Source organism: Edaphobacter dinghuensis (assembly GCF_014640335.1).
Classification (GTDB): domain Bacteria; phylum Acidobacteriota; class Terriglobia; order Terriglobales; family Acidobacteriaceae; genus Edaphobacter; species Edaphobacter dinghuensis.
The window spans coordinates 229,856-250,426 of the sequence record NZ_BMGT01000004.1; the positions used below are offsets into that span (position 1 = coordinate 229,856).

Annotated in this window: 15 protein-coding genes and 1 tRNA gene; 10 read left to right on the top strand and 6 right to left on the bottom strand. The window is 54.3% G+C overall.

Features of this window, described 5'->3' with window-relative positions:
- Positions 1 to 59: 59 nt before the first annotated feature.
- Positions 60 to 305, bottom strand: a complete 246-nt coding sequence (locus IEW09_RS17260; protein ID WP_188555505.1) for a hypothetical protein — start codon at positions 303 to 305, stop codon at positions 60 to 62.
- 180 nt (positions 306 to 485) lie between these two features.
- Positions 486 to 662: a Trm112 family protein gene (locus IEW09_RS17265; RefSeq protein WP_229739411.1), complete on the bottom strand. Its 177-nt coding sequence runs from the start codon at positions 660 to 662 to the stop codon at positions 486 to 488.
- 67 nt (positions 663 to 729) lie between these two features.
- Here IEW09_RS17265 and IEW09_RS17270 point away from each other — a divergent pair, with 67 nt between their 5' ends.
- From IEW09_RS17270 to IEW09_RS17280, 3 genes are all read left to right on the top strand, one after another.
- On the top strand, positions 730 to 1,677 hold the full coding sequence (locus IEW09_RS17270; RefSeq protein WP_188555675.1) for a bifunctional 5,10-methylenetetrahydrofolate dehydrogenase/5,10-methenyltetrahydrofolate cyclohydrolase: 948 nt from the start codon (positions 730 to 732) through the stop codon (positions 1,675 to 1,677).
- A 4-nt stretch (positions 1,678 to 1,681) separates the two neighbouring features.
- A complete protein-coding gene (gene coaE, locus IEW09_RS17275) occupies positions 1,682 to 2,335 on the top strand; it encodes a dephospho-CoA kinase (RefSeq protein ID WP_188555506.1) in 654 nt (217 codons plus the stop codon).
- Positions 2,336 to 2,439: 104 nt separating this feature from the next.
- On the top strand, positions 2,440 to 3,660 hold the full coding sequence (locus IEW09_RS17280; protein WP_188555676.1) for a S1C family serine protease: 1,221 nt from the start codon (positions 2,440 to 2,442) through the stop codon (positions 3,658 to 3,660).
- Positions 3,661 to 3,669: 9 nt separating this feature from the next.
- On the opposite strand, the gene purN is transcribed toward IEW09_RS17280, so the two are convergent.
- Positions 3,670 to 4,278: a phosphoribosylglycinamide formyltransferase gene (purN, locus tag IEW09_RS17285; RefSeq protein ID WP_188555507.1), complete on the bottom strand. Its 609-nt coding sequence runs from the start codon at positions 4,276 to 4,278 to the stop codon at positions 3,670 to 3,672.
- Positions 4,279 to 4,379: 101 nt separating this feature from the next.
- Positions 4,380 to 5,573, bottom strand: coding sequence for a phosphoribosylformylglycinamidine cyclo-ligase (gene purM, locus IEW09_RS17290; RefSeq protein WP_188555508.1), 1,194 nt, complete (start codon positions 5,571 to 5,573; stop codon positions 4,380 to 4,382).
- A gap of 140 nt (positions 5,574 to 5,713) precedes the next feature.
- Between purM and hemL the strand changes: the two genes are divergently transcribed.
- The gene (gene hemL / locus IEW09_RS17295; RefSeq protein ID WP_188555509.1) at positions 5,714 to 7,006 is read left to right on the top strand and encodes a glutamate-1-semialdehyde 2,1-aminomutase; all 1,293 of its coding nucleotides are present in this window, start codon (positions 5,714 to 5,716) and stop codon (positions 7,004 to 7,006) included.
- An 87-nt stretch (positions 7,007 to 7,093) separates the two neighbouring features.
- Positions 7,094 to 8,500, top strand: coding sequence for a glycerate kinase type-2 family protein (locus tag IEW09_RS17300; protein WP_188555510.1), 1,407 nt, complete (start codon positions 7,094 to 7,096; stop codon positions 8,498 to 8,500).
- A 59-nt stretch (positions 8,501 to 8,559) separates the two neighbouring features.
- On the opposite strand, the gene IEW09_RS17305 is transcribed toward IEW09_RS17300, so the two are convergent.
- Positions 8,560 to 8,635 (bottom strand) — tRNA-Ile (locus IEW09_RS17305).
- Between the two features lie 180 nt (positions 8,636 to 8,815).
- Entirely contained in the window at positions 8,816 to 9,835 is a 1,020-nt protein-coding gene (locus tag IEW09_RS17310; protein ID WP_188555511.1) for a LacI family DNA-binding transcriptional regulator, read from the bottom strand.
- A gap of 393 nt (positions 9,836 to 10,228) precedes the next feature.
- On the opposite strand from IEW09_RS17310, the gene IEW09_RS17315 reads away from it, so the two are divergent.
- The 5 genes from IEW09_RS17315 to IEW09_RS17335 all read left to right on the top strand — a co-directional run bounded on the left by IEW09_RS17315 (position 10,229) and on the right by IEW09_RS17335 (position 20,544).
- Positions 10,229 to 13,744 (top strand): outer membrane beta-barrel protein, encoded by a 3,516-nt coding sequence (locus IEW09_RS17315; protein ID WP_229739412.1) that lies wholly within the window; start codon positions 10,229 to 10,231, stop codon positions 13,742 to 13,744.
- Positions 13,745 to 13,754: 10 nt separating this feature from the next.
- Positions 13,755 to 14,942: an outer membrane beta-barrel protein gene (locus IEW09_RS17320; protein ID WP_444542334.1), complete on the top strand. Its 1,188-nt coding sequence runs from the start codon at positions 13,755 to 13,757 to the stop codon at positions 14,940 to 14,942.
- A 311-nt stretch (positions 14,943 to 15,253) separates the two neighbouring features.
- Positions 15,254 to 18,049, top strand: a complete 2,796-nt coding sequence (locus IEW09_RS17325) for an SLBB domain-containing protein (RefSeq protein ID WP_188555514.1) — start codon at positions 15,254 to 15,256, stop codon at positions 18,047 to 18,049.
- 11 nt (positions 18,050 to 18,060) lie between these two features.
- On the top strand, positions 18,061 to 19,233 hold the full coding sequence (locus IEW09_RS17330) for a GumC family protein (protein ID WP_188555515.1): 1,173 nt from the start codon (positions 18,061 to 18,063) through the stop codon (positions 19,231 to 19,233).
- Between the two features lie 6 nt (positions 19,234 to 19,239).
- Entirely contained in the window at positions 19,240 to 20,544 is a 1,305-nt protein-coding gene (locus IEW09_RS17335; protein ID WP_188555516.1) for a hypothetical protein, read from the top strand.
- Positions 20,545 to 20,571: the final 27 nt, after the last annotated feature.

The window sequence follows — 20,571 nt, forward strand, 5'->3', positions numbered from 1 at the left end:
AGCATAGGAAAAGCGCCCACAAAGGGGCGCTTTTAAGAGGAATCGGCAATTCAGTGCGATTACATAACCAGTGCAAGCTTCTCAAGCTCTTCCTGCATCGACTTAAGCGAGCTAACCGATTCAATACGCGACGCTGCAATGCGTGCCGCATCCATAGAAACCCCATAGCCGCGTCCTGAGAGGAAGCTACTGATGAGGTCCGCGGACTGCCAGGAATCGAAGCTCGATTTTCGCAGCTCTTCGCGAAGACCGTTAAGGTCAGCGGCAGGGAACTGTTCTACGGGACTCTTCTGGAAGTCTGTCATGGTCTCTTTCCTCCTCTCTCGATGACGGGCCGCCATCAAATTCACCTTCTATTTATAAGATGCGGAAATCGAACAAATGTTGCGGAATTCTCTGCAAATCCAGAGAGACGCACGGTTAAAAACAAACAGCTTTTCTGCAATACGCAGGGGTGAAACGCGAAGTTCCATCAATCGTGCCAGTTAGAGGGTGCGGTCCGCCAATAGGACGGGGATACCGTCTACCAGAGGATAGCGGCGCAGACAGCCAGTGCAGCGGATGCTCTCTGGCTGAGACTCCAGTGGCTGGTGACAGACGGGGCAGACGACCCATCGTAGATCCTCGGGGAGCAGGGGGCTGGTGTTCATCTTCCCATCCATTCTTTCATTCTAGTGGTTACACCCTCAGCGGTTGCCGCGGATTTGGTGCATGGTCTGTCGCGATACCATGGAGGAGATGACAAATACTCCGCAAATTTTGGATGGCGTCGCGATTGCCGGTCAGATCAAGGCCGAGGTCGCTGTTGAAGTCAAGCAACTTACAGCCCGTGGAATCACGCCGGGGCTGGCAGTAATTCTTGTTGGCGAGGTGCCTGCCTCTCAGATTTACGTTCGCAGCAAGGTAAAAACCTGTGGCGAGCTGGGAATCTACAGCGAAATGCTGACTCCGCCGGAGAGCATCACGACAGACGAGATGCTTGCCCTGGTTGCCGAGCTGAACGCGCGTGAAGACATCGACGGCATTCTCATCCAGTTGCCTCTGCCCAAGCACGTCGACACCAAACGCCTGCTCGAAGCCGTATCTCCCGACAAAGATGTCGATGGCTTTCACCCCGTAAATGTAGGCCGTCTGCAAAGTGGCCAACCCGGCCTGGCACCCTGCACTCCCGCCGGAATCATCGAGATACTGAAGCGCAGCAACCTGCCTGTAGCCGGACAAAATGCTGTGGTTGTGGGCCGTTCCGACATCGTAGGCAAACCCGCAGCGATGATGCTGCTCAACGCTTCGGCTACGGTGACGGTCTGCCATAGCAAGACGAAGAACCTTGCCGAGTTCACGCGCGAGGCTGATCTTCTGGTCGCGGCGATTGGCCGCCCAGGCTATGTCACCGCAGAGATGGTGAAGCCGGGAGCGACGTTGATCGACGTAGGCATCAATCGTGTAACCGATGTCGCCGAAGTCGAAGAGTTTTTCCCCGGCGATGCAGCGCGAGCGGCCACCTTGGCCAAACGCGGCTCGGTTGTCGTCGGCGACATCCATCCGGCAGCGTTCGCCATCTCTGGAGCGTACACGCCGGTTCCGGGAGGCGTAGGAGCGTTGACCATCGCGATGCTGATGAAGAATACGGTCACAGCAGCGAAGCTGCGCCGTGGCCTCTCGGCAGAGAAGGACTAGCGATATGCTGCGCGTTGGTCTCACCGGTAGCCTGGGAAGCGGCAAATCAACTGCTGCAAAGTTATTTGCCGCGCACGGCGCGCAGGTGCTGCACTCCGATGCAATCGGGCGCGAACTGATGGCGCCGGGGCAGGCTGTCTACGCAGAGATTATTGCTCACTTCGGTAACAGTGTGGTGCTACCCGATGGGCGGCTCGATCGCCCGGGACTGGCGCGTCTTGCCTTTGCCGAGGGTAGAGTCGACGAGTTAAATGCAATCATCCACCCGGCGGTGATCGGGCATCAGCGAGAGCTCATTGAAGATATTGCGCGGCGCAATCCTGCTGCGGTTGTTATGGTCGAATCGGCATTAATCATCGAGGCCGTGCACGGCGACGGTGCGGACTGGCAACGGCGATTTGACCGTCTGATCCTTGTGACTGCCCCCGAAGAAGTGAAGATTGCGCGATTCGTACGCCGGTGCGTCGGCGATACAAAGGCGACCGACGAACAGATCGCGGAGTTCGAGGAAGAAGCCCGGCGAAGACTGGCTCGCCAGATGCCGGACGAGCAAAAGATGGCCCTATGCGATTACGTTCTCACTAACGATGGCGCTGTCACCGAGTTGGAGTGGCAGGTCGACCAACTGTGGCCTATTCTCCGCATCGCCGCTCGCTGAAGATATATCGCACCGATCACAAGTTGCGCTGAACCAGCCGCGCCTAGCTACAATGACAGCAGACGGCCGATATGCTCGGCATTAAGGATTCAAGGGTCTCCATGATGAAACTGCGTCCCGTTCTTCTGGTCATTTTGTTGCTCTCCGGCTTCTACTACCTGACGACGCACCTTGCGCCCTCCGGGACCTTCGCGCCGTGGGTGCACCACGTCTTCACCAGAGCGACTGCGCCCGACGTGAGCCCGTCCACGGTGCGAGGACCCATGGGGACGCTCGAGTTGACGGAGGCTGCCGCAGCTCCGGCCTTCGATAGTGAAGAGCAGCAGAACATCGCCGTCTACAAAAAAGCCCTGCCGTCCGTCGTCAACATTACTTCCACCGCGGTCGCCTTCGACTTCTTCTACGGTGCAGTCCCACAACAGGGCCAGGGTTCAGGCTTCGTCCTCAACAAAGACGGCCTGATCATCACCAACTACCACGTCATCAGCCTGAATCCTCAGCGAGTCGAGGTGAAGCTCTCAAACAAGCACACCTACAAGGCCAAAGTCCTCGCAGTCGACAAAGGGCACGATCTGGCTTTGCTGAAGATCGACAATGCACCCAATTTGGTCCCGGCAACGCTCGCCTCTTCGCAGGGATTGGTCGTCGGGCAGCGCGTCTATGCCATCGGCAACCCGTTTGGCCTTCAAGGAACGATGACGCGGGGAATCATCTCCGCTATCCGCTCCATTCGCGGGCCGGAGCAGAATCCGATTGAGGACGCCATTCAGACCGACGCTTCCGTCAATCCCGGCAACTCAGGCGGTCCGCTGCTGAACTCACGCGGCGAGGTCATTGGAATCACCACCATGATCGCAAGCAACGGCGCGGATCAAAGCTCCGGTGTCGGCTTTGCCATTCCCATCGATACGGCAAAGGCGGTGCTCAGCGATTTTGAGAAATACGGCTATGTACGCCGTCCTTCGCTTGACATCGTGACCTTGCCCATCGGTCCCGATATCGCTCAGCAACTTGGCCTGCCTGCGGACTACGGCATCCTCATCGACCACGTCTTGCCCGGTGGTGCGGCAGCACGTGCAGGACTTCGCGGAGGCAATCAGCGCGCCTATATGGGCAACATCCCGGTAATGATCGGCGGCGATCTGATTGTAGGTATGGATGGGCAGGACATCGCCAACGCGCAGGATCTCTCCGCCGCAATGAATAGCCATCACGCCGGAGATGTCGTCACGCTGACAATCTTCCGTGGTCAGAAGCGCATGGATGTCAAGGTCACCCTAAGCGACGCAAAAGACCAGCAGACTCAGCAGGGCCAACAAGCGTAACCGGCAGCCCTATTTGTTGCGATGAAGGTAACGCCGCTCGCTGATGGCGTATTCGCCGCTGAGCACGCGCGCAATTGCCTCAGGATACGCAGCATGTTCCTGCTGGAGCACCCGCGCCGACAACGTCTCGACAGTGTCCTCGTCTTTGACGGGCACGGTCTTTTGCAGAATGATGACACCGTGATCCACCGCCTCGTCGACGAAGTGCACGGTGCAGCCCGCGACCTTCGCGCCGTACTCCAGCGCCTGTCCCTGCGCATCGAGCCCCGGAAACGCAGGCAGAAGCGACGGGTGAATATTCAAGATACGGTCAGGAAAGGCGCGCACGAAGTCCACTGTCAGCACGCGCATGTAGCCTGCCAAACAGACTAGATCGACCTTGTGCTGATGCAGCCGCGCCACCATCTCTGCATCATGCTCGGCCCTTTTGCGCCCGGCTGAAGGAACGCAAAACGCCGGAATCTTCAGTTCACGCGCCGCATCCAGCCCACCTGCATCTTCGCGGTTCGAGAGCACCACGGCGATCTTCGCACCCAACAGGCGATGGTCGTTGATGGCCTTTGCAATCGCGAGAAAGTTCGACCCACGTCCGGATAGCAAGATTCCAAGCCGCTTCACTCCAAGCCCCTTTTATCTGGTTGCGCTGCGTAACGGACAATGCAAGGCAACTACACCTATAACGTTGGATGCCGCTCCCTGTGCCTGCGCTGTACTCAACCCTAGTTGTAGCTGACCTTACGTTCGCCGCGAACGACGCGCCCGATGATGACATGACGCTCGTTGGCGCGGTTCAGAATCGCCTTCGCCTTCTTGATCTTCTCCGCCGGAATCACGGCAATCAGGCCAATGCCCATGTTGAACGTGCGCAGCATCTCGTCCTGATCGACATTGCCCAGCGCCTGCAAATGCTCGAACAGCGGTGGCACCTGCCACGAAGCCAGATCGACGACAGCGCCCATCCCCTTCGGCAGAATGCGTGGCAGATTCTCTGTAATGCCGCCGCCGGTGATGTGGGCCATGCCGCTAACAACCTCGGCTCCCGTCAGCTTCTTGATGATCGCAAGATAGCTGCGATGAGTGCGCATCAGCGCCGCTCCTGCCTTGTCCTTCAATTCGTTGACATAGTGGTCGGGCGCGTACTTTGCCACTTCAAACAGCAGCTTGCGCGCCAGCGAATAGCCATTAGTATGCAGTCCATTGGACGGCAGTCCCACCAGCACGTCTCCCACTTGAATCGTGTCGCCGGTAATGATCTTGTCGCGGTTCACCGCGCCGATAATCGTTCCTGCCAGATCGTACTCGCCGTCGGCATAGAAGCCTGGCATCTGTGCCGTCTCGCCGCCGATCAGGGCGCAGCCATTGGCGCGGCACGCCTCGCTGATGCCTTGTACCACGGTCTCGATAATGGCGTTGTCGAGCTTTCCGGTGGCGAGGTAGTCGAGGAAGAAAAGCGGCGTCGCGCCCTGCACAGCAATGTCATTCACGCAGTGATTGACAAGGTCCTGCCCTACCGTGTGGTGAATGCCCAGTTCAAAGGCAACCTTGAGCTTGGTGCCCACGCCATCGGCACTCGATACCAACACCGGATTGGGGTACTTTGCCAGATCGAGTGCGAACAGGCCGCCGAAGCCACCAATCTCGCTGAGCACCTGCCGGTTGAAGGTCTTGCGCGCCAGCATCTTGATGCGCTGCTTGCTGCGCTCGGCGCTGGTGATGTCGACACCCGCATCGGCATAGCTGACGCTCTTCTTCGCCGTCGAGATGCGCTTGCCTGCGACGTCTGTCCCTTTGGCGGATTTCTTTGAGGTCGTGCCTCGCTTGTTGTCTGTTGCGGCTGAGGCAGAAATTTCGTTTGCCTGGTCCGCTGAGCGCTGGTTCGGCGCGGTTGCATCCGTTAGTTTTGTGGCGTGCATAGGGAAAGTCTCATCCTGCAAAGTCATGCTCCATGAATATTATCGCTTGAATAAGAAGAGTTTCAGTCTAGCAGGATGAGGATAAGTCCCCGTAAACGGCCTTTATTTCCTCCTCCGATTTGGCTTTTATACTGAAGCAGATGCCCCTTTCTCACGCCAAATCCCGCCAGTTGCAGCAACGAGCAGAAAAACTTCTCCCCGGCGGCGTCGATTCGCCCGTCCGCGCCTTTCGCGCCGTAGGCGGCGAACCTCCCTTCGTCACTCGTGCCGAAGGCGCTTATCTCTTCGACGCCGACGGCAACCGCTACCTGGACTTCTTCGGCTCCTGGGGCCCGATGATCCTCGGCCACGCCTTTCCGCCGGCGGTCGAAGCCATCCAGCAGGCAGCAGCCCGCGGGGCCAGCTTCGGCGCGTCCACAGCGGCGGAGGCCGATCTGGCCGAGCTGGTCACGCAGTGCTTCCCCTCAGTCGAAAAGCTGCGCTTTGTCAGTTCCGGCACCGAGGCCTGCATGTCCGCCATACGGCTGGCAAGAGGATTTACCAGGCGTAACTTCATCATCAAGTTCGAAGGCTGCTACCACGGCCACTCCGACGCCATGTTGGTCAAGGCCGGCTCCGGGGTAGCGACGCTCGGCATTCCCGGCTCCGCAGGCGTCCCGGCAGAGACGGTACAGCATACGTTGGCGCTGCCTTTCAATAATCTGGCTGCGGTCGAAACCGCGTTTGCTGCATATCCCGATGCCATCGCCTGCGTCATCGTGGAGCCGGTCGTCGGCAACGCCGGAACCATCGCCCCGGCACCGGGCTACCTCGAAGGCCTGCGAGCGCTGACCAGCAAATACGGCGCGCTGCTCATTCTCGACGAGGTGATGACAGGCTTCCGCCTCTCACTCGGCGGAGCGCAGCAGCTTTACAACATTACGCCCGACCTCACCACCCTGGGCAAGATCATCGGCGGCGGCCTCCCCTGCGGAGCCTTCGGCGGCCGCGCCGACATCATGAACTATCTCGCACCCCTCGGCCCGGTCTATCAGGCCGGAACCCTCAGCGGAAATCCGCTGGCAATGGCAGCCGGAATTGCCACTTTGCAGCAGCTGATCGCAAAGAAAGATTCGATCTACCCATTGCTCGAAAAAACCACAGCCGCCATCGCCGAAGGCGTCGCCGCCATCTCACACGAAGCCGGGATCTCGCTCACCGTAAATCGGGTAGGCTCGATGTTCACCTGGTTCTTCACGCCGAACCCCGTCACCGACTTCGCCAGCGCGGCAACCTCCGACACCGAAGCCTTTGGCCGTTTTCACCGAGCCATGATGGAGCAGGGAATCTGGCTGCCGCCCTCGCAATTTGAAGCGGCATTTCTCTCCACTGCTCATGACGAGGCGGAGATTGCCATGACATTGGCGGCAGCCCGCAGAGCGTTTGGTCTTTAGGATAGTTCAGGGTTTGTCGGGATATCTCTGAGAGCTTATCTGGTGTCCGGCAGCTGTTCTTATCAGCTTCGAGGGAGCTTTTCTAACGTGACGAACTCAAGGTTGCGAGATAACGCCCAGGAGATCTTCCGGCAATCGCTTGCGGACTGCAGCATTGAGAGTGCTTTTACGAGGGCTATTCATGTCAGCAATGAAAAGGGCTCTCCCCGGCTGGTGATTCATGGGATCGAACCAATTGAGCTCATTTCTCTAAAACATATTCGAGTTGTCGCTGCCGGTAAGGCTGCAGGGGCCATGCTGTCTGCGTTGCTGAGATGCCTGGAGCCGTGTGGCCAGCATGATGTGTCCGGCGTGCTGATCGCTGCCGAACAGCCATCAGCTATACCGCCGGGCTTCCAGTTCTTTCAGGGCGGTCATCCGCTGCCGAATGAAGCTTCCTTGGCCGGAGCACAGGCGGCATTCGATATGCTGGGGGATTTGCAGGAGGATCAAACTGCCGCCACTGAGACCCTGGTTGTCTTCCTCATCAGCGGCGGCGCTTCTGCCATGATGGAGCTTCCTCTCGATCCATCTATCTCACTGGAGGATCTAAGGAACTTCTACCGCGAGCTTGTTCACAGCGGCGCGTCCATCGCTGAGATCAATTGCATTCGTAAGCATTTTTCGGCAGTAAAGGGAGGACGGCTCGCTTTGGCAGCGCGAGGAATTGCAAGTCTTTCGATGCTGATCTCAGATGTTCCGCCCGAACATCTGGACGCTCTCGCCTCAGGCCCAACTCTTCCTGATACCTCGACCGTCGAGCAGTGCCGCGAGATTTTGGCTCGGTATGAGCTGCAAAACCGGTTTTCTCCATCCGTGCGGCGATTTTTTGAGCGCCCGGATCTTCCAGAGACTCCAAAGCCTGGAAGCTTTACTGCAAGGACAATCACCCTGCTGACCTCAGACCATCTAGCCGAAGCTGCGCGGAAACGAGCGGAAGAGCTGGGATTTCACGTAGCTATCGATAACACTTGCGACGATTGGGACTATCGCAAGGCGGCAGAGTATCTGATCGATCGCGTTCGCAGCCTAAGGAGTATTTATCCGCGTGTCTGTCTGATCTCTTCCGGAGAGGTAACGGTAAAGCTGCCCAGCGCGAATGTCTCGGCCAAGCTAGATTCATCCGGGATTGGCGGGCGTAACCAGCACTTCAGCCTCTATGCGGCAACTCTGCTGGAGGAGGCAGACGCTTCAATGGTCGTTCTCTCGGCAGGATCGGATGGCATCGATGGCAATAGTCCGGCGACGGGAGGCGTCGTGGACGAGCAGATGCTGAGATGCCAGACGCAGACGCGGAATTGCGATGTGTCTGAAGAAGTGAGGGATGCGGCGATGAAGTCATTACAGAAATTCGACTCGTATACCTTTTTGGAGAGTATGGGAGCGACGATTGTGATAGGCCCAACCGGTAATAATCTCCGCGATTTACGAATTCTGCTTAACGTAACCAACTAAAGGAATCATTCGTTGCTTAGAAATGATGGTAGCGGATGTCTATGATCTGTCAGGCGTTATGGTGGGCCCGGAGGGATTTGAACCCCCAACCAAGGGATTATGAGTCCCCTGCTCTAACCGTTGAGCTACAGGCCCCAGTTCCAGACGCGCGGAAACAAGTCTAAGCCCAGGCAGGCTTCGGTTTCTGCGTTGGATAGCAGGGTGGTTTTGGCACTACTCCTGTGATGTCCAGTGGTGCAGTGCCTCTTTAGTCTCGCATATCAGTTCGTAGACGACCAGTTGGTGAAGCGGGGTAGGAAATTCTTGAGTTTGGTATTAGCTTCGGTGACATCCACAGGACTCGCGAACCATCAGGGTGACCGGAAGAACGGTTCTGGCGCTGGAGGTAGAAGACGTGCTCCTGATCTTTTGCAGAAGGAGACGTGCGGAGGTGCGTCCTAGCTCAGCGGCCGGCTGGCGAATCGTGGTTACGGGAGGATTGAGCAGCGTATAAAAGTCGACATCGTCGAAGCCAACCAGCAGCACGTCCTTGGGGACCTCAATTCCTAACGTTCTGAGGGTCTTAATAACGCAGATAGTGCAGGCGTTATTTGCGGTGAACAGTGCGTCCGGGCGATCGGGAGAATCGAACAGTGCCGACAAGACCTTTTGTGCGGTAGCTTCATCCGATAACGTTACTTTTCTGCGAGGCAGATTTGCATGTCTTAAGCACTCCTCGTACCCGGCAATTCGCTGCCTGACGGGCTGCAGGTGAGAGTTCATCACCATGCAGGTAATCTTTTTGCAGCCGTGACTTATGAGGTGTTCGACTGCGATTCGGGCACCTGCCCGGTTTTCGACCTCGACTGAGTCCGTCACGGCTCCCTCAATGGGGCGGTCAATCGTGACAAGCGGCGTCGATCCGGTGGCAACGGTCTTTAAGTACTTGCTTTGGCTGTTGGCCGGGACAAGCAGGATGCCATCGACGGGATGGTGCGTCATCTGCTCGATTTGGGCCTCTTCAATGGATGGATCGCCATTCGAGGCCGCCAGCCATGCCAGATATCCGGCCTCGCGGGCGGCTTCCTGGACGGCGTGGCTGACGACAGAGAAAAAGGTGTCTGCCAGGTCTGGAACGATGAGGCCGATCGCCTTTGACAGTTGGCCGGTTAAGATTCGGGCTGCGTGGTTTGGACGGTATCCCAGTTGACGGATCGCCGCGCGAACTTTTTTCGCGGTTTCGTTGGCTACATAGGGGTGGCCGTTGATTGTGCGGGAGACGGTCATGGGGCCGACACCGGCTGCCCGTGCCACGTCTTCCAAAGTCGCTTTTTTCTTCGGTAGTAGCTTGCTCACGTGCACCTTTTTGACCGTGTTTTATGAGAGGGCTAACACATTATTCACAATACTCAGTCTCAATATAGTTCAGCCATAACATCTTTTTGGTTGACAGGTAAAATTTGATAGCGTAAATCTGGTTCGCATTGTGATAGCGCAATCACGCTCAGTTGAAAGTTGAACAATAAATCAAAAGTTTAAAGATAAAGATTCCCCCCAACTTTGAAGGAGTCCGAGATGCTAACAGATAAATTCAAATATCCAGCCCGTTACAAAACTGAGAATCCAACTTCATCGGAAATATGCGTTGTGAAGTTTGACGCGCCTTCGCCACGTCTTGTTTCACGCCCGTTTTTGTTTCATTTGGCAGTAATATGGATGTTTTTGAGACATTACCCCTTGAGGACGCTTGTGTTGAGGACGCTTTTTGCAGCCTCACTGGCAATTCCACTTGCGATCACCTTCGCTCCAGTCAGTGCTATCGCTCAGTCTGACAGTTCCGCAGTATCGGGTACGGTTACCGACCCATCCGGCGCTGTGGTGGCCAATGCGCAGATCATCCTGCGCAACGAAGGCACCGGCGTCGAGAACACGGTTACCAGCAATGAGAGCGGCCAGTACACTGTTCCTAACGTTCGCCCTGGCACCTACACCGTGACGGTGGAAGCCGCGGGATTCCAGACGTACAAGACCAGCGGCGTACAGGTGGACCCCTCGATCGCCAAGCGCGTCGATGCGCCGATGAAGGTGGGCAATACCTCGAGCAGCATCGTTGTAGAGGCAAACTCCAACTCGGTGCAGACGGAGAGCGCTGTGCTCGGTCAGCTCGTAACCCAGGAGCAGGTCAAGAGCATTCAGCTCAACGGCCGTAATCCGATGTACCTGGCCCAGATGGAGCCGGGCGTCGTGCGTAATGCTCCGATGGCAAACTTCAACTTTGGCCTGGACAACGGTCTGAACATCGGCGGCTCGCGCAGCCAGGAGAGCCTGCTGACACTCGACGGCGCTCCGATGGTGCGTACCCGTTCCAACGGTACCAGCGTCGGTGTGGCTGACGTGGACACGACCAGCCAGGTACAGGTGCTGACTGGCAGCTACCAGGCCGAGTACGGACGCTCCGACGGCGGCCAGGTTCGCATGGTACCCAAGAGCGGCACCTCCGACTTCCACGGAGCGGCGTACGAGTATCTCCGCAACAACTTCTTCAACGCCAATGAGTGGTATCGCAAACTTCCATCTAATCCGATCGCGACTCAACAGCACCCCCAGGCGTTCCGCTACAACCAGTTTGGTTGGAATATCAATGGCCCCGTCTATATCCCGGGTCACTGGAACAAGAACAAGGAAAAGCTCTTCTTCCTCTTCGGACAGGAGTGGGTGAAGTACAACGTAGGTGACGTCGTAACACGTGTTGTGCCCTCCGTCGCCATGCGTAACGGTGACTTCAGCGAGTTGCTTGGCTCTAATGCCGGTCTGTATGGCTATGCTGTCGGGACCCAGGTGTATCACCCCGGCACCACTACACCGTATGCTGGCAATATCATCCCGAAATCAGATCTGAGCGCGAACGGAGTTGGCCTGCTGAATGCTTTCCCGGTGCCGAACGCGGCAACCGCCAGCTACAACTGGATCGATACCGCTCCGGCTCCGCAGACCCAGCGCAAGGATACGATTGTGGTGGACTGGGTTCCAGCCGATGCTCACCGCATCCGTCTGACCATCCTGAACTATACGTTCCACCAGACGTCGCCGCACAATGGCAACTTCAACCTGTTGCCGCAGAAGTGGAGCCGTCCGAACCAGGTTGCCGTTCTGCACTACTCGTGGAACATCAACCCAACGATGGTAAACGAAGCGATTGCCTCCGCTGCCTCCGACCACGTGACCATCGGTGTAGATACCTCCAGCGGTCTGTATGACCGCACCAAGTACGGCATCAATTATCCCTACCTGTACGGCGCTGCAACCAAGGACCTGCCGAACAAATACCCAACCATTCAGCTTCCGGGCAGCTTCAGCTTGCTGGACGGCACACCGTATCCGTCGAAGTCCGGCGGTATTGTGTTCACCTTCGCCGACAACCTGACCAAAGTATGGGGTAACCACACGGTGAAGGTCGGTGTCTCCGCTGAGTATTCCGGTGAAAACAATAAGGACCAGATCACCGTTTCGAACACGCCCGGTTCCACCAATAACCAGAACGGAAAGTTCGTGTTCACCGATCAACGCATTGGAGGTGCTACTTCCAAGGTGGGTGTCGCCAACGCAGCCCTGGGTCTGTTCGATACTTACGGTGAGATCGGTCAGCGCTCCTACACACTGTATCGCGCCTGGGCTTACGAAGGGTTTGCGCAGGATAGCTGGCACGTAACGCCAAACCTGGTGATCGAAGCCGGCATGCGTTACAGCTTCTACAATCCGTACTACGCCAAGTGGGGCAACCAGTCGGTCTTCAGCCAGAAGGACTACAACGCCGGCAGTGCGGCCGTCGTAAGCCCGATCAATGGAACCGTAAGCGGCACCCCAGAGCAGTTGTTGAACGGCGTGGTCATCCCAGGCAGCGGCTTCCCCTCGAGTGCAAAGGGCCACGTAAGCTCGGACATTCTGGCGAATGGGTACTCCTTCCTGTTCCGCGGATATGACCGTCAGTACTCACCCACCATCAAGACGAACTTCCAGCCCCGCGTCGGCATCACCTACCAGGTAAGGCCGGGAACTGTGCTTCGTGCAGGTGGTGGCCGCTACATTCAGCGTCTCGGCATTACGGACAACGTCTTCACCGGCGGCAACACGCCGTTCCAGCCTTCGTCTTCCGTAGCGCTGGGCAACGTAGACAATCCGGGCGGCGCCGGTACCTCCGCGAACTATCCGTTGCTGTACTCCTCGCAGGCCTATAACTATCCCAGCCCCGAGTCGTGGAACTGGAATGTGACGGCGGAGCAGGAGCTGAAGAGTGTGGGTATCCTTACCATCTCTTATGCCGGCCGCAAGGGTGTGCATCTGGAAGAGCTGTTGAACATCAACCAGCTTCAACCCGGAACGTTGTTTCAGCCGCAGAACCTGGGCGTGAAGTATGCGGATACGCTGCGTCCTTACCAGGGTTTCTACGCCATCAATCAAGCAACGAACGGAGGCGGATCTATATATCACGCACTGCAGGTTAATCTCCGTCGCCGCTTGGTGAAGGGGTTGCTGTTCGGTGTGGCTTATACCTGGTCCAAGTCGGAGGACTTCGGCTCCAGCAACGGCACCAAGCTGCCCAACACATTTGACAGGAACATTATGTGGGGACCGAGCGACTTCGATCACCGTCATGTGTTCGTGACAAACTTCGTTTACAATATCGACCAGTTCAACCACTCTCCGAATATGTTCAGCCGTGCCACCTTGGGCCACTGGCAGGTCTCCGGAACCTTACAGGCACAGACCGGCAGTCCTCTGAGTGTCACCACGGGCACAGACTACGCGGGTGTAGGCCCGGGTTCGGGAGCCCAGTATGTCTGGATGAAGCATGCCACGAAGACTAATAAGTCGTTTGCAGGTCAGACTGGTACTTCGAAGTGGTTTGATACTTCAGCCTATGTCACTTCGGACAGCGTGCTGACCACAACCTACGCGGGCAAGTTCCAGGCCCGTGGAGCTCGTGGTGTGATCACAGGCCCTGGTTTTCAGAGCTATAACGCGGCTCTCAATAAGAGCTGGGTTCTGATTCCAGGCCACGAGAACACGGCACTCACCTTCCGTGCTGAGGCGTTCAACTTCCTCAACCACCCCACGCCGGACAACCCCAACCTGACATACACCTCTAGCCAATTTGGTCTGAGTACAACCAAGGGTGGCGCAAACGGGAATGGTGGCGGGCAGTCAGCCGGAAACGGCTATGAAGCGGCCCGTCAGTTCCAGTTCAGTCTGCGAGCGTCCTTCTAACCTGAAACAAATGCTGCAACCCTCACGGGCTCCGCTTCGGTGGAGCCTGTTTCCTTGTGCTCAAAAGCATGGGACATTCCGATGGTTGAGCGGGTTTTCCATTGCGCAGCCTCGCGCCCCAGGCAACCTGACTTCATTGGTTGATAATCCAGGAGCTGCTTTGAACGCAACTGTTGCCGCTCCTTTGACTATCACCACACTGGATAAACATCTGAAGTCGCCGGTGAGGTGGAACTGGAACGTGACGGTTCAGCAGGAGCTTCCTTTTAGCTCCACGTTGTCAATCGCCTATGTCGGAGGTCGGGGTCTTCACAATTGGAGAACCTTTGATATCAATCAGCCGACTGTCGCCGCTTTGCAGGCGAACCCTCATATAAACGTCAATTACCTCCGCCCCTACCGCGGCTTTGCTGCGATTCAGCAGGAGAAGAGCGACGGCAAGTCCAACTACAACTCGCTGCAGGTGGCGTGGAACCGGCGGTTTTTGAAGGGGCTCATGGCTGGCTTTAGCTATACCTTTGCCAAGAGTATGGATGACAGTTCAAACTACCGAGACATCGTTCCCGATACCTATAACACCAGCAACCTCTGGGGTCCTTCAGAGTACGACACCCGGCACGTTGTGGTTATTAACTACCTCTACGCGTTACCGTTCTTCCCCAACCAAAATGCGCTTACCGGAAAATTGCTTGGTGGTTGGCAGTTGAGCGGCAATACTCAATTTCAGACTGGCACACCCTGTGGAATCGGAACGAATAACGACTCGGCAGGCGTCGGAGAGGTTGGCAGCTTTGGGTGCGGATCGGAAGGTCAGTTCTACGTAAAGAATGGAACTCCAAGGATCCTCAAGCAATTTGCTGGTTACCCCGGCCACACAGGACAGTACTTCGCAACAACAAACCCGGATGGTTCGTCAGTCTTCACGGTACCGACCGCTGGCACCTTCAACCTTCAGAAGGGCGTGCGCGACTCTATCTACCAGCCCGGTTTCCAGAACTGGAACTTGTCCATGAAGAAGAAGTTCCCGATCAATGAAAGAGCCGGTTTTGAGTTCAACGCTGATGCCTACAACTTCATCAATCATCCAAACTGGTCGGGGCCGAACCTTAGCCCAACCTCGGGTCAGTTCGGACAGGTAACTGGAAAGTCAACCAGCAACCCGAGGAACATCCAGGTTGGATTGCGGCTGTTGTTCTAAGTATTTGAATATTCAGAGCCCCGCCCATAGTCTATGGAAGGGGCTCTGGGCATTAAAGAAGGTCTCATCATCTTTCCCTCAGATTAATCTGATAGCCATCGCTGATCGATAATCAGAGATCCTGAAGATATTCGGTTTGGTCTTTCAAGCCGTCCAGTGTCGGTTCACGTCTATCGCTATAGCTATATATGTTGTTAAAGTGCTCATTGGAGCGCCTGAGCAGGTCGCAGCCTCTTTTTCGGCAAATTGGCGTAAAGTCCGGTAAGCTGTAGTGAGATTTGTAGATCTGCGACAGAGTGTTTCAGTTTCCTATGAGCAAAGACGAGAAGGGCGAAAGACTTACAGGCGTGAAAACAGCATTTGTGAAATATCCTCTTATCAAGATTGGCCGTTGGCCTGTCAGCCTTCTGATTCTTACTCTTCTCTTTGCAGGTAGTGGAGTACGGTACGGTGTTGGGCAGGAACAAGGGACATCCACGGATCAGGGACAGACGCCTGACTTGATGCCGCAATTGTTTCCTCTGAATACTTCCACTGGTTCTACCGGTTCAGCTTCTTCCGTTGTCACATCGACTGGCTCATCGGTAAATACAAATAATGGCGACCTGAACAGCCCATCAAATACCAGTACCACGCAAAATTTGACTCAAGCGCAGCGGATTCAACAGGAAGCACTTCGAAATCAGCAACGTCTTTTGAGGCTACGGCAAAAGCCAGCCCTGACAGAGTTTCAACAGATGGTGGCAGCTACAACTGGACGAACGCTGCCGATCTTTGGAGCCTCAGTCTTCCGAAATGCTCTTCCTTCGACCTTCTCTCCGGTTAGTGATGTACCTGTCACGCCTGACTATGTGATCGGTCCAGGAGACGAGTTGCGTTTGCAGATCTGGGGTCAAGTCAATTTAAAAAGCTCCTTTATCGTGGATCGAACTGGATCGATCGCGTTACCTGGGGCAGGTACGATTCATGTTGCTGGAATACGGTTTGATCATTTGACCGATTTTTTGCGTTCACAGCTCGAAAGGGTTTACCGCAATTTCGATCTGAATGTAAATATGGGTCAACTACGGTCGATCCAGGTGTTCGTGGTAGGCGAAGCGAATATGCCCGGTAGCTATATAGTAGGCTCGCTAAGCACCTTATTGAATGCTCTGTTTTATGCGGGAGGGCCGAAGCCTCAAGGAAGTCTGCGCGATATTCAATTGAAGCGTGGCGGAAAGACCATCCTTCATTTTGATTTGTACGATGTGCTGTTGCATGGAGATAAAACTAATGACGTGCAGCTTGCATCGGGAGACGTCGTTTTCATTCCGCCTGCTGGGAAACAGGTTGCGGTCGTCGGCAGCGTTAACAATCCTGGAATTTATGAACTGCGGAATGAAACAACGATTGAACAGGTTCTTCAGCTGGCTGGCGGTCGAACAAGCATAGCTGTGAATTCCAAAGCGCGTGTGGAACGCATTTACGACCATGCAGTGCGCAGCATTATGGAAGTGAATCTGTCGGAGCCTAGCGCCTTTCAAGTGCAGGACGGCGACATTGTTACGGTCAATGCCATTGTCGATCGCTTCAAAGATGCTGTGACTTTGCGCGGGAATGTCGCCAATCCTGGAAGGTATACCTGGCATCCCGGAATGCGGGTGAGTGATCTGATCCCAAACAAAGATGCACTGATCACACGAAGCTACTGGCAACACGAAAACGATCTCGGGCACATGACCATGAACTACGAACCCGAGCCCGAGCGAGATGCTCGAGGGGTGCTACAACGGCCATATAATCCATACAATTCATATAGTCCGTACAGATCATCGACTCAAGCTGGTTCTATGCAGAACTTGAATGGCACAGGGCTGCAGCAATCGAATGGATCGCAGACTCAGGCTGGCATGAATCAGGATCAATATGGCAACGAGCTGGAGCAATATGGTGCCGTGCAAGACCAGTCCAGCCTTGATCAATATGGTGCTTTCCAAGGACAATCCAGTACTGCTCCAGATCAATCGCAGACGACTGGAGGACAACCCTCTTCTTCGTCAACCACAACGCCGACAGGGGGTACAGCACAGGCATCTTCAGATACGAGCGCTGGAGGAAATTCGGTTGGGGCGGCCTTGACTGGCAGTATTGGCCGATTCCCCATCAAAACAACCGTGGTCCTGAGTGCTCCGGATATTGATTGGAGCTACGCCGTGATCGAGCGGCAAAATAAGGAGACTCTAAAGACCTCGCTCCTGCCATTTAATTTAGGCAAAGTTATTTTGGATGGCGATCAATCGCAAAATCTCGAATTGCTTCCTGGCGATGTCGTAACCATCTTTTCGACTGCTGATATTCGGGTACCAATCTCACAGCAAACCCGATTTGTGCGGCTGGAGGGTGAGTTCGTGGGGTCTGGAGTATATAGCGTGAAACCCGGAGAGACCCTGAGACAGTTGTTGAGGCGTGCTGGCGGTTTTACCCCTGACGCTTATCTCTACGCATCGGAGTTTACAAGAGAATCTACGCGCCGGGTTCAGCAGCAAAGATTGAATGAGTACGCAGATCAATTGGAGATACAAGCGGCGGCGGCGGCTGCCGCTGGTAATGCAGCAGCGGTTAATGCTCAGGATGCGGCTGCAGCTACTGCTGCTGCTTCGGCCGCGCAGGCCTCGATTACCCAATTGAGACGGGCGCGACCTAATGGCAGGATTGTGCTCCAGTTGAAGCCGGATAGTCGTGGGATTGACAGTGTTCCAGATTTACCCCTTGAGGACGGCGATCAGTTTGTAGTGCCGAAGGTTCCAGCAACCGTTAGCGTAGAGGGAGAAGTTTATAGTGCAAACGCCTTCATCTTTAGGCGCGGAGAACGTACGATTGATTATCTTCGCGAAGCAGGCGGCCCTGACCGGCAGGCAGATATGAAGCATGCATTTGTACTGCGGGCTGACGGATCGGTTTATAGCCAGCAGTATGGAAATATCAAGAAGGCTACGATCTTTCCAGGGGACACAATTGTGATTCCGCCGCAGCTTCAGAAGCTTTCAATTATGCGTCAGCTAATCGATATTGGGACAGTGGTAAGTCAATTCGGTATAGGTATCGCAGCAGTCAATCTCTTAAAATAATGAGTAGCTCAGTGACCGCAAGAGTTTCAGAAAATCCATTGCCTCCTGTCCATGATGAGAGTATTGACTTGCTCAAGCTCGCGGCTACTTTTTTAGCGGAGTGGAAGCTAGGATTTATTGTCGCAATCATTGTTTTTTTGTTGGGCTTGATAATCACGTTTTCAATGACTTCGCTTTTTGAAGCTACGGCTAGCTTGCTTCCTCACGAAAGTATGGTGCAGACAAATAGTCTTGCAGCGATGTTTTCTGCAAAGAGCCCTGAAGATATGTACCTCGGTTTGCTGGAGAGCCGAAGTGTTGCCGATCAAGTAATCGATCGAACGGATCTTATGCGCATCTTTCATGCAAAGAACCGCACTATGGCTCGTGCAAAGTTGAAGGATGCCAGTAAGTTCACCATCGGAAAAGAAGACACTCTTGTCCATATACGCGTCAGAAATGCAGATGCTAAGAAAGCAGCTGATATTGCGAATGCCTATATTGATGCTTTGCAGAGTCAGCAAGAGTCAATGTCCGAATCGCAAGCGAGGATCCGGCGCATTATTTTTGAAAAGGAGATGGAAGAAGAGAAAGAAGCCCTTACCTCTGCCGAGATTGATTTAAAGAAAGATCAAGAAGCATCTGGTCTTGTGCAGATCACATCTCAAACAGAGCTTGGGTTGACTGCGATTGCAAGCGTAAGAGCCCAACTAACAAGTTTGCAAGTTCAACTGGCGGCACTTTTGACGAGCTATACAGAAGACAGCCCTCAAGTAAAGACGCTAAGGTCGCAAATCATGCGACTAACCGAGCATGAACGCGAATTGGAATCGGGAGCAAACAATGTGGTAGGAGCTGCCTTGCCGACGGGTAAAATGCCGGAAGCCAACCTTGAGTATCTACGGAAATACCGTGAAGTTAAATATCACGAGGCACTTTTAACTGCGCTAGCAACTCAATATGAGACTGCTCACTTTGCCGAAGATAATTCGATTACACAATTCCAAGTAGTTGATCGAGCTGCTGTCCCCGAACGAAAATCTTGGCCGCCGCGGCTAATTTTTCTTTTTCTTTCCTTGATTTTTGGTGGAATTATAGGTTCAGGTGCAATTGTGCTGAGAATATTAGTCCGTCGAATATATGCGGATCCTATTCAGCGTCAACATCTCCATGCCATTCGAGAAAGTTTTCGTTTTGCTAAATAAGATCGTATGAGGTTATCGATCGGTATTCGACGGCATCCGATTGCAGCAGTAGTGTCCTGGCTATTGCTTACCTTTCTTGTCCTCTTGCCAAAAGGGGGAGTCAAAGCGGGAGATACGCCGCTAACGTGGGGATATCTTATCCTTGGTATCACAGCGGTTCCGCTGTGCCTTGTACGATTACTCACCTCACCGCTTAAATTCTCGCCGCGAGTAATTTTTGCGATGGCATCGATTGTGCCATTTCAGGCCGTATACATTTTCAGTTACTTCGTAAATGGCGTTGATGATCTTGGATACGCGATTAGTATCTTTGTTAGTTTTTTTGTGCTTCCTGGAGTTTTCTTTTTCATCTATCCACCATTTCTTCCTTGTATCGATCGATCGCGGTTTGAAAGATATCTGCGCACTTGCATCTTATGGGCTGCGATTTATGGTATTTTTTTGTTCTTTTGGCATCCTCTCACAGGCAATTTTATAGAGATACCCTATCTAACGATTAATGCTGCTGATTACGGCCTTCTTGAGACAACTAAAAACATCGCTCGTGGTGATTTTTTCAAATTAATTGCCACCTATAACAATGGCAATCTTTATGGCGTTGCTACTCTGATTCTGTTACCGCTTTATAATTTGTTAGAGCCTAAGCTCTGGCGGCGGAATGTGATGAAGGTTGCCCTTGTCTTAACGCTCTCCCGCACAGTGTGGGCTGGTCTCATCGTCGATCAAGTTCTGTCACTCCTTTGGTTGCTTCGAAAGAATATATTTACGTTTCCACGTCTTTATCTTCAAGGTGCCGTGGCTCGTGTTGCAGCTGTGGTGGTCATGATAGGGACAGTACTTTCGGCGTTGCTCTTTAATGCAAAAACGATTGCCTTTTTGTTCGATCCCACTTTGGGTGGGCGTTCGGGGGAATCGGCTGCATTTCTACATCCGACCTTTCTACCCGATATGCCAGTGGCAGGATTTGCCGAGATGCTCTATAGCTCTGCTCTAACGGATTATGGGATTATTGGGTTTCTTTCGATTCTGCTCATATTTTTGGGGCCGATTTTACTTTTTGTGACAGACACACGAATCGTAAACTCGCCTGTTCGAATGGCAGCCTTGAAGGGACTAATTTTGTATGCTATTGTCGCTACGATCGATGGAGCTACGAATCTAATTCCAGTGATGGCATTTTACTGGTTCGCTTATATGACATTTCTTTTCGGGTTGCCTGGGAAGAGCCCGGAGATAGTTTTAAATGGAAAGCAGGAAATGCCTGAGACGAAAGCATCCATTAATAATAACGAACGATTAGTGTGTGATTAATTTACTCCACTCAAGCGGACGGCAACA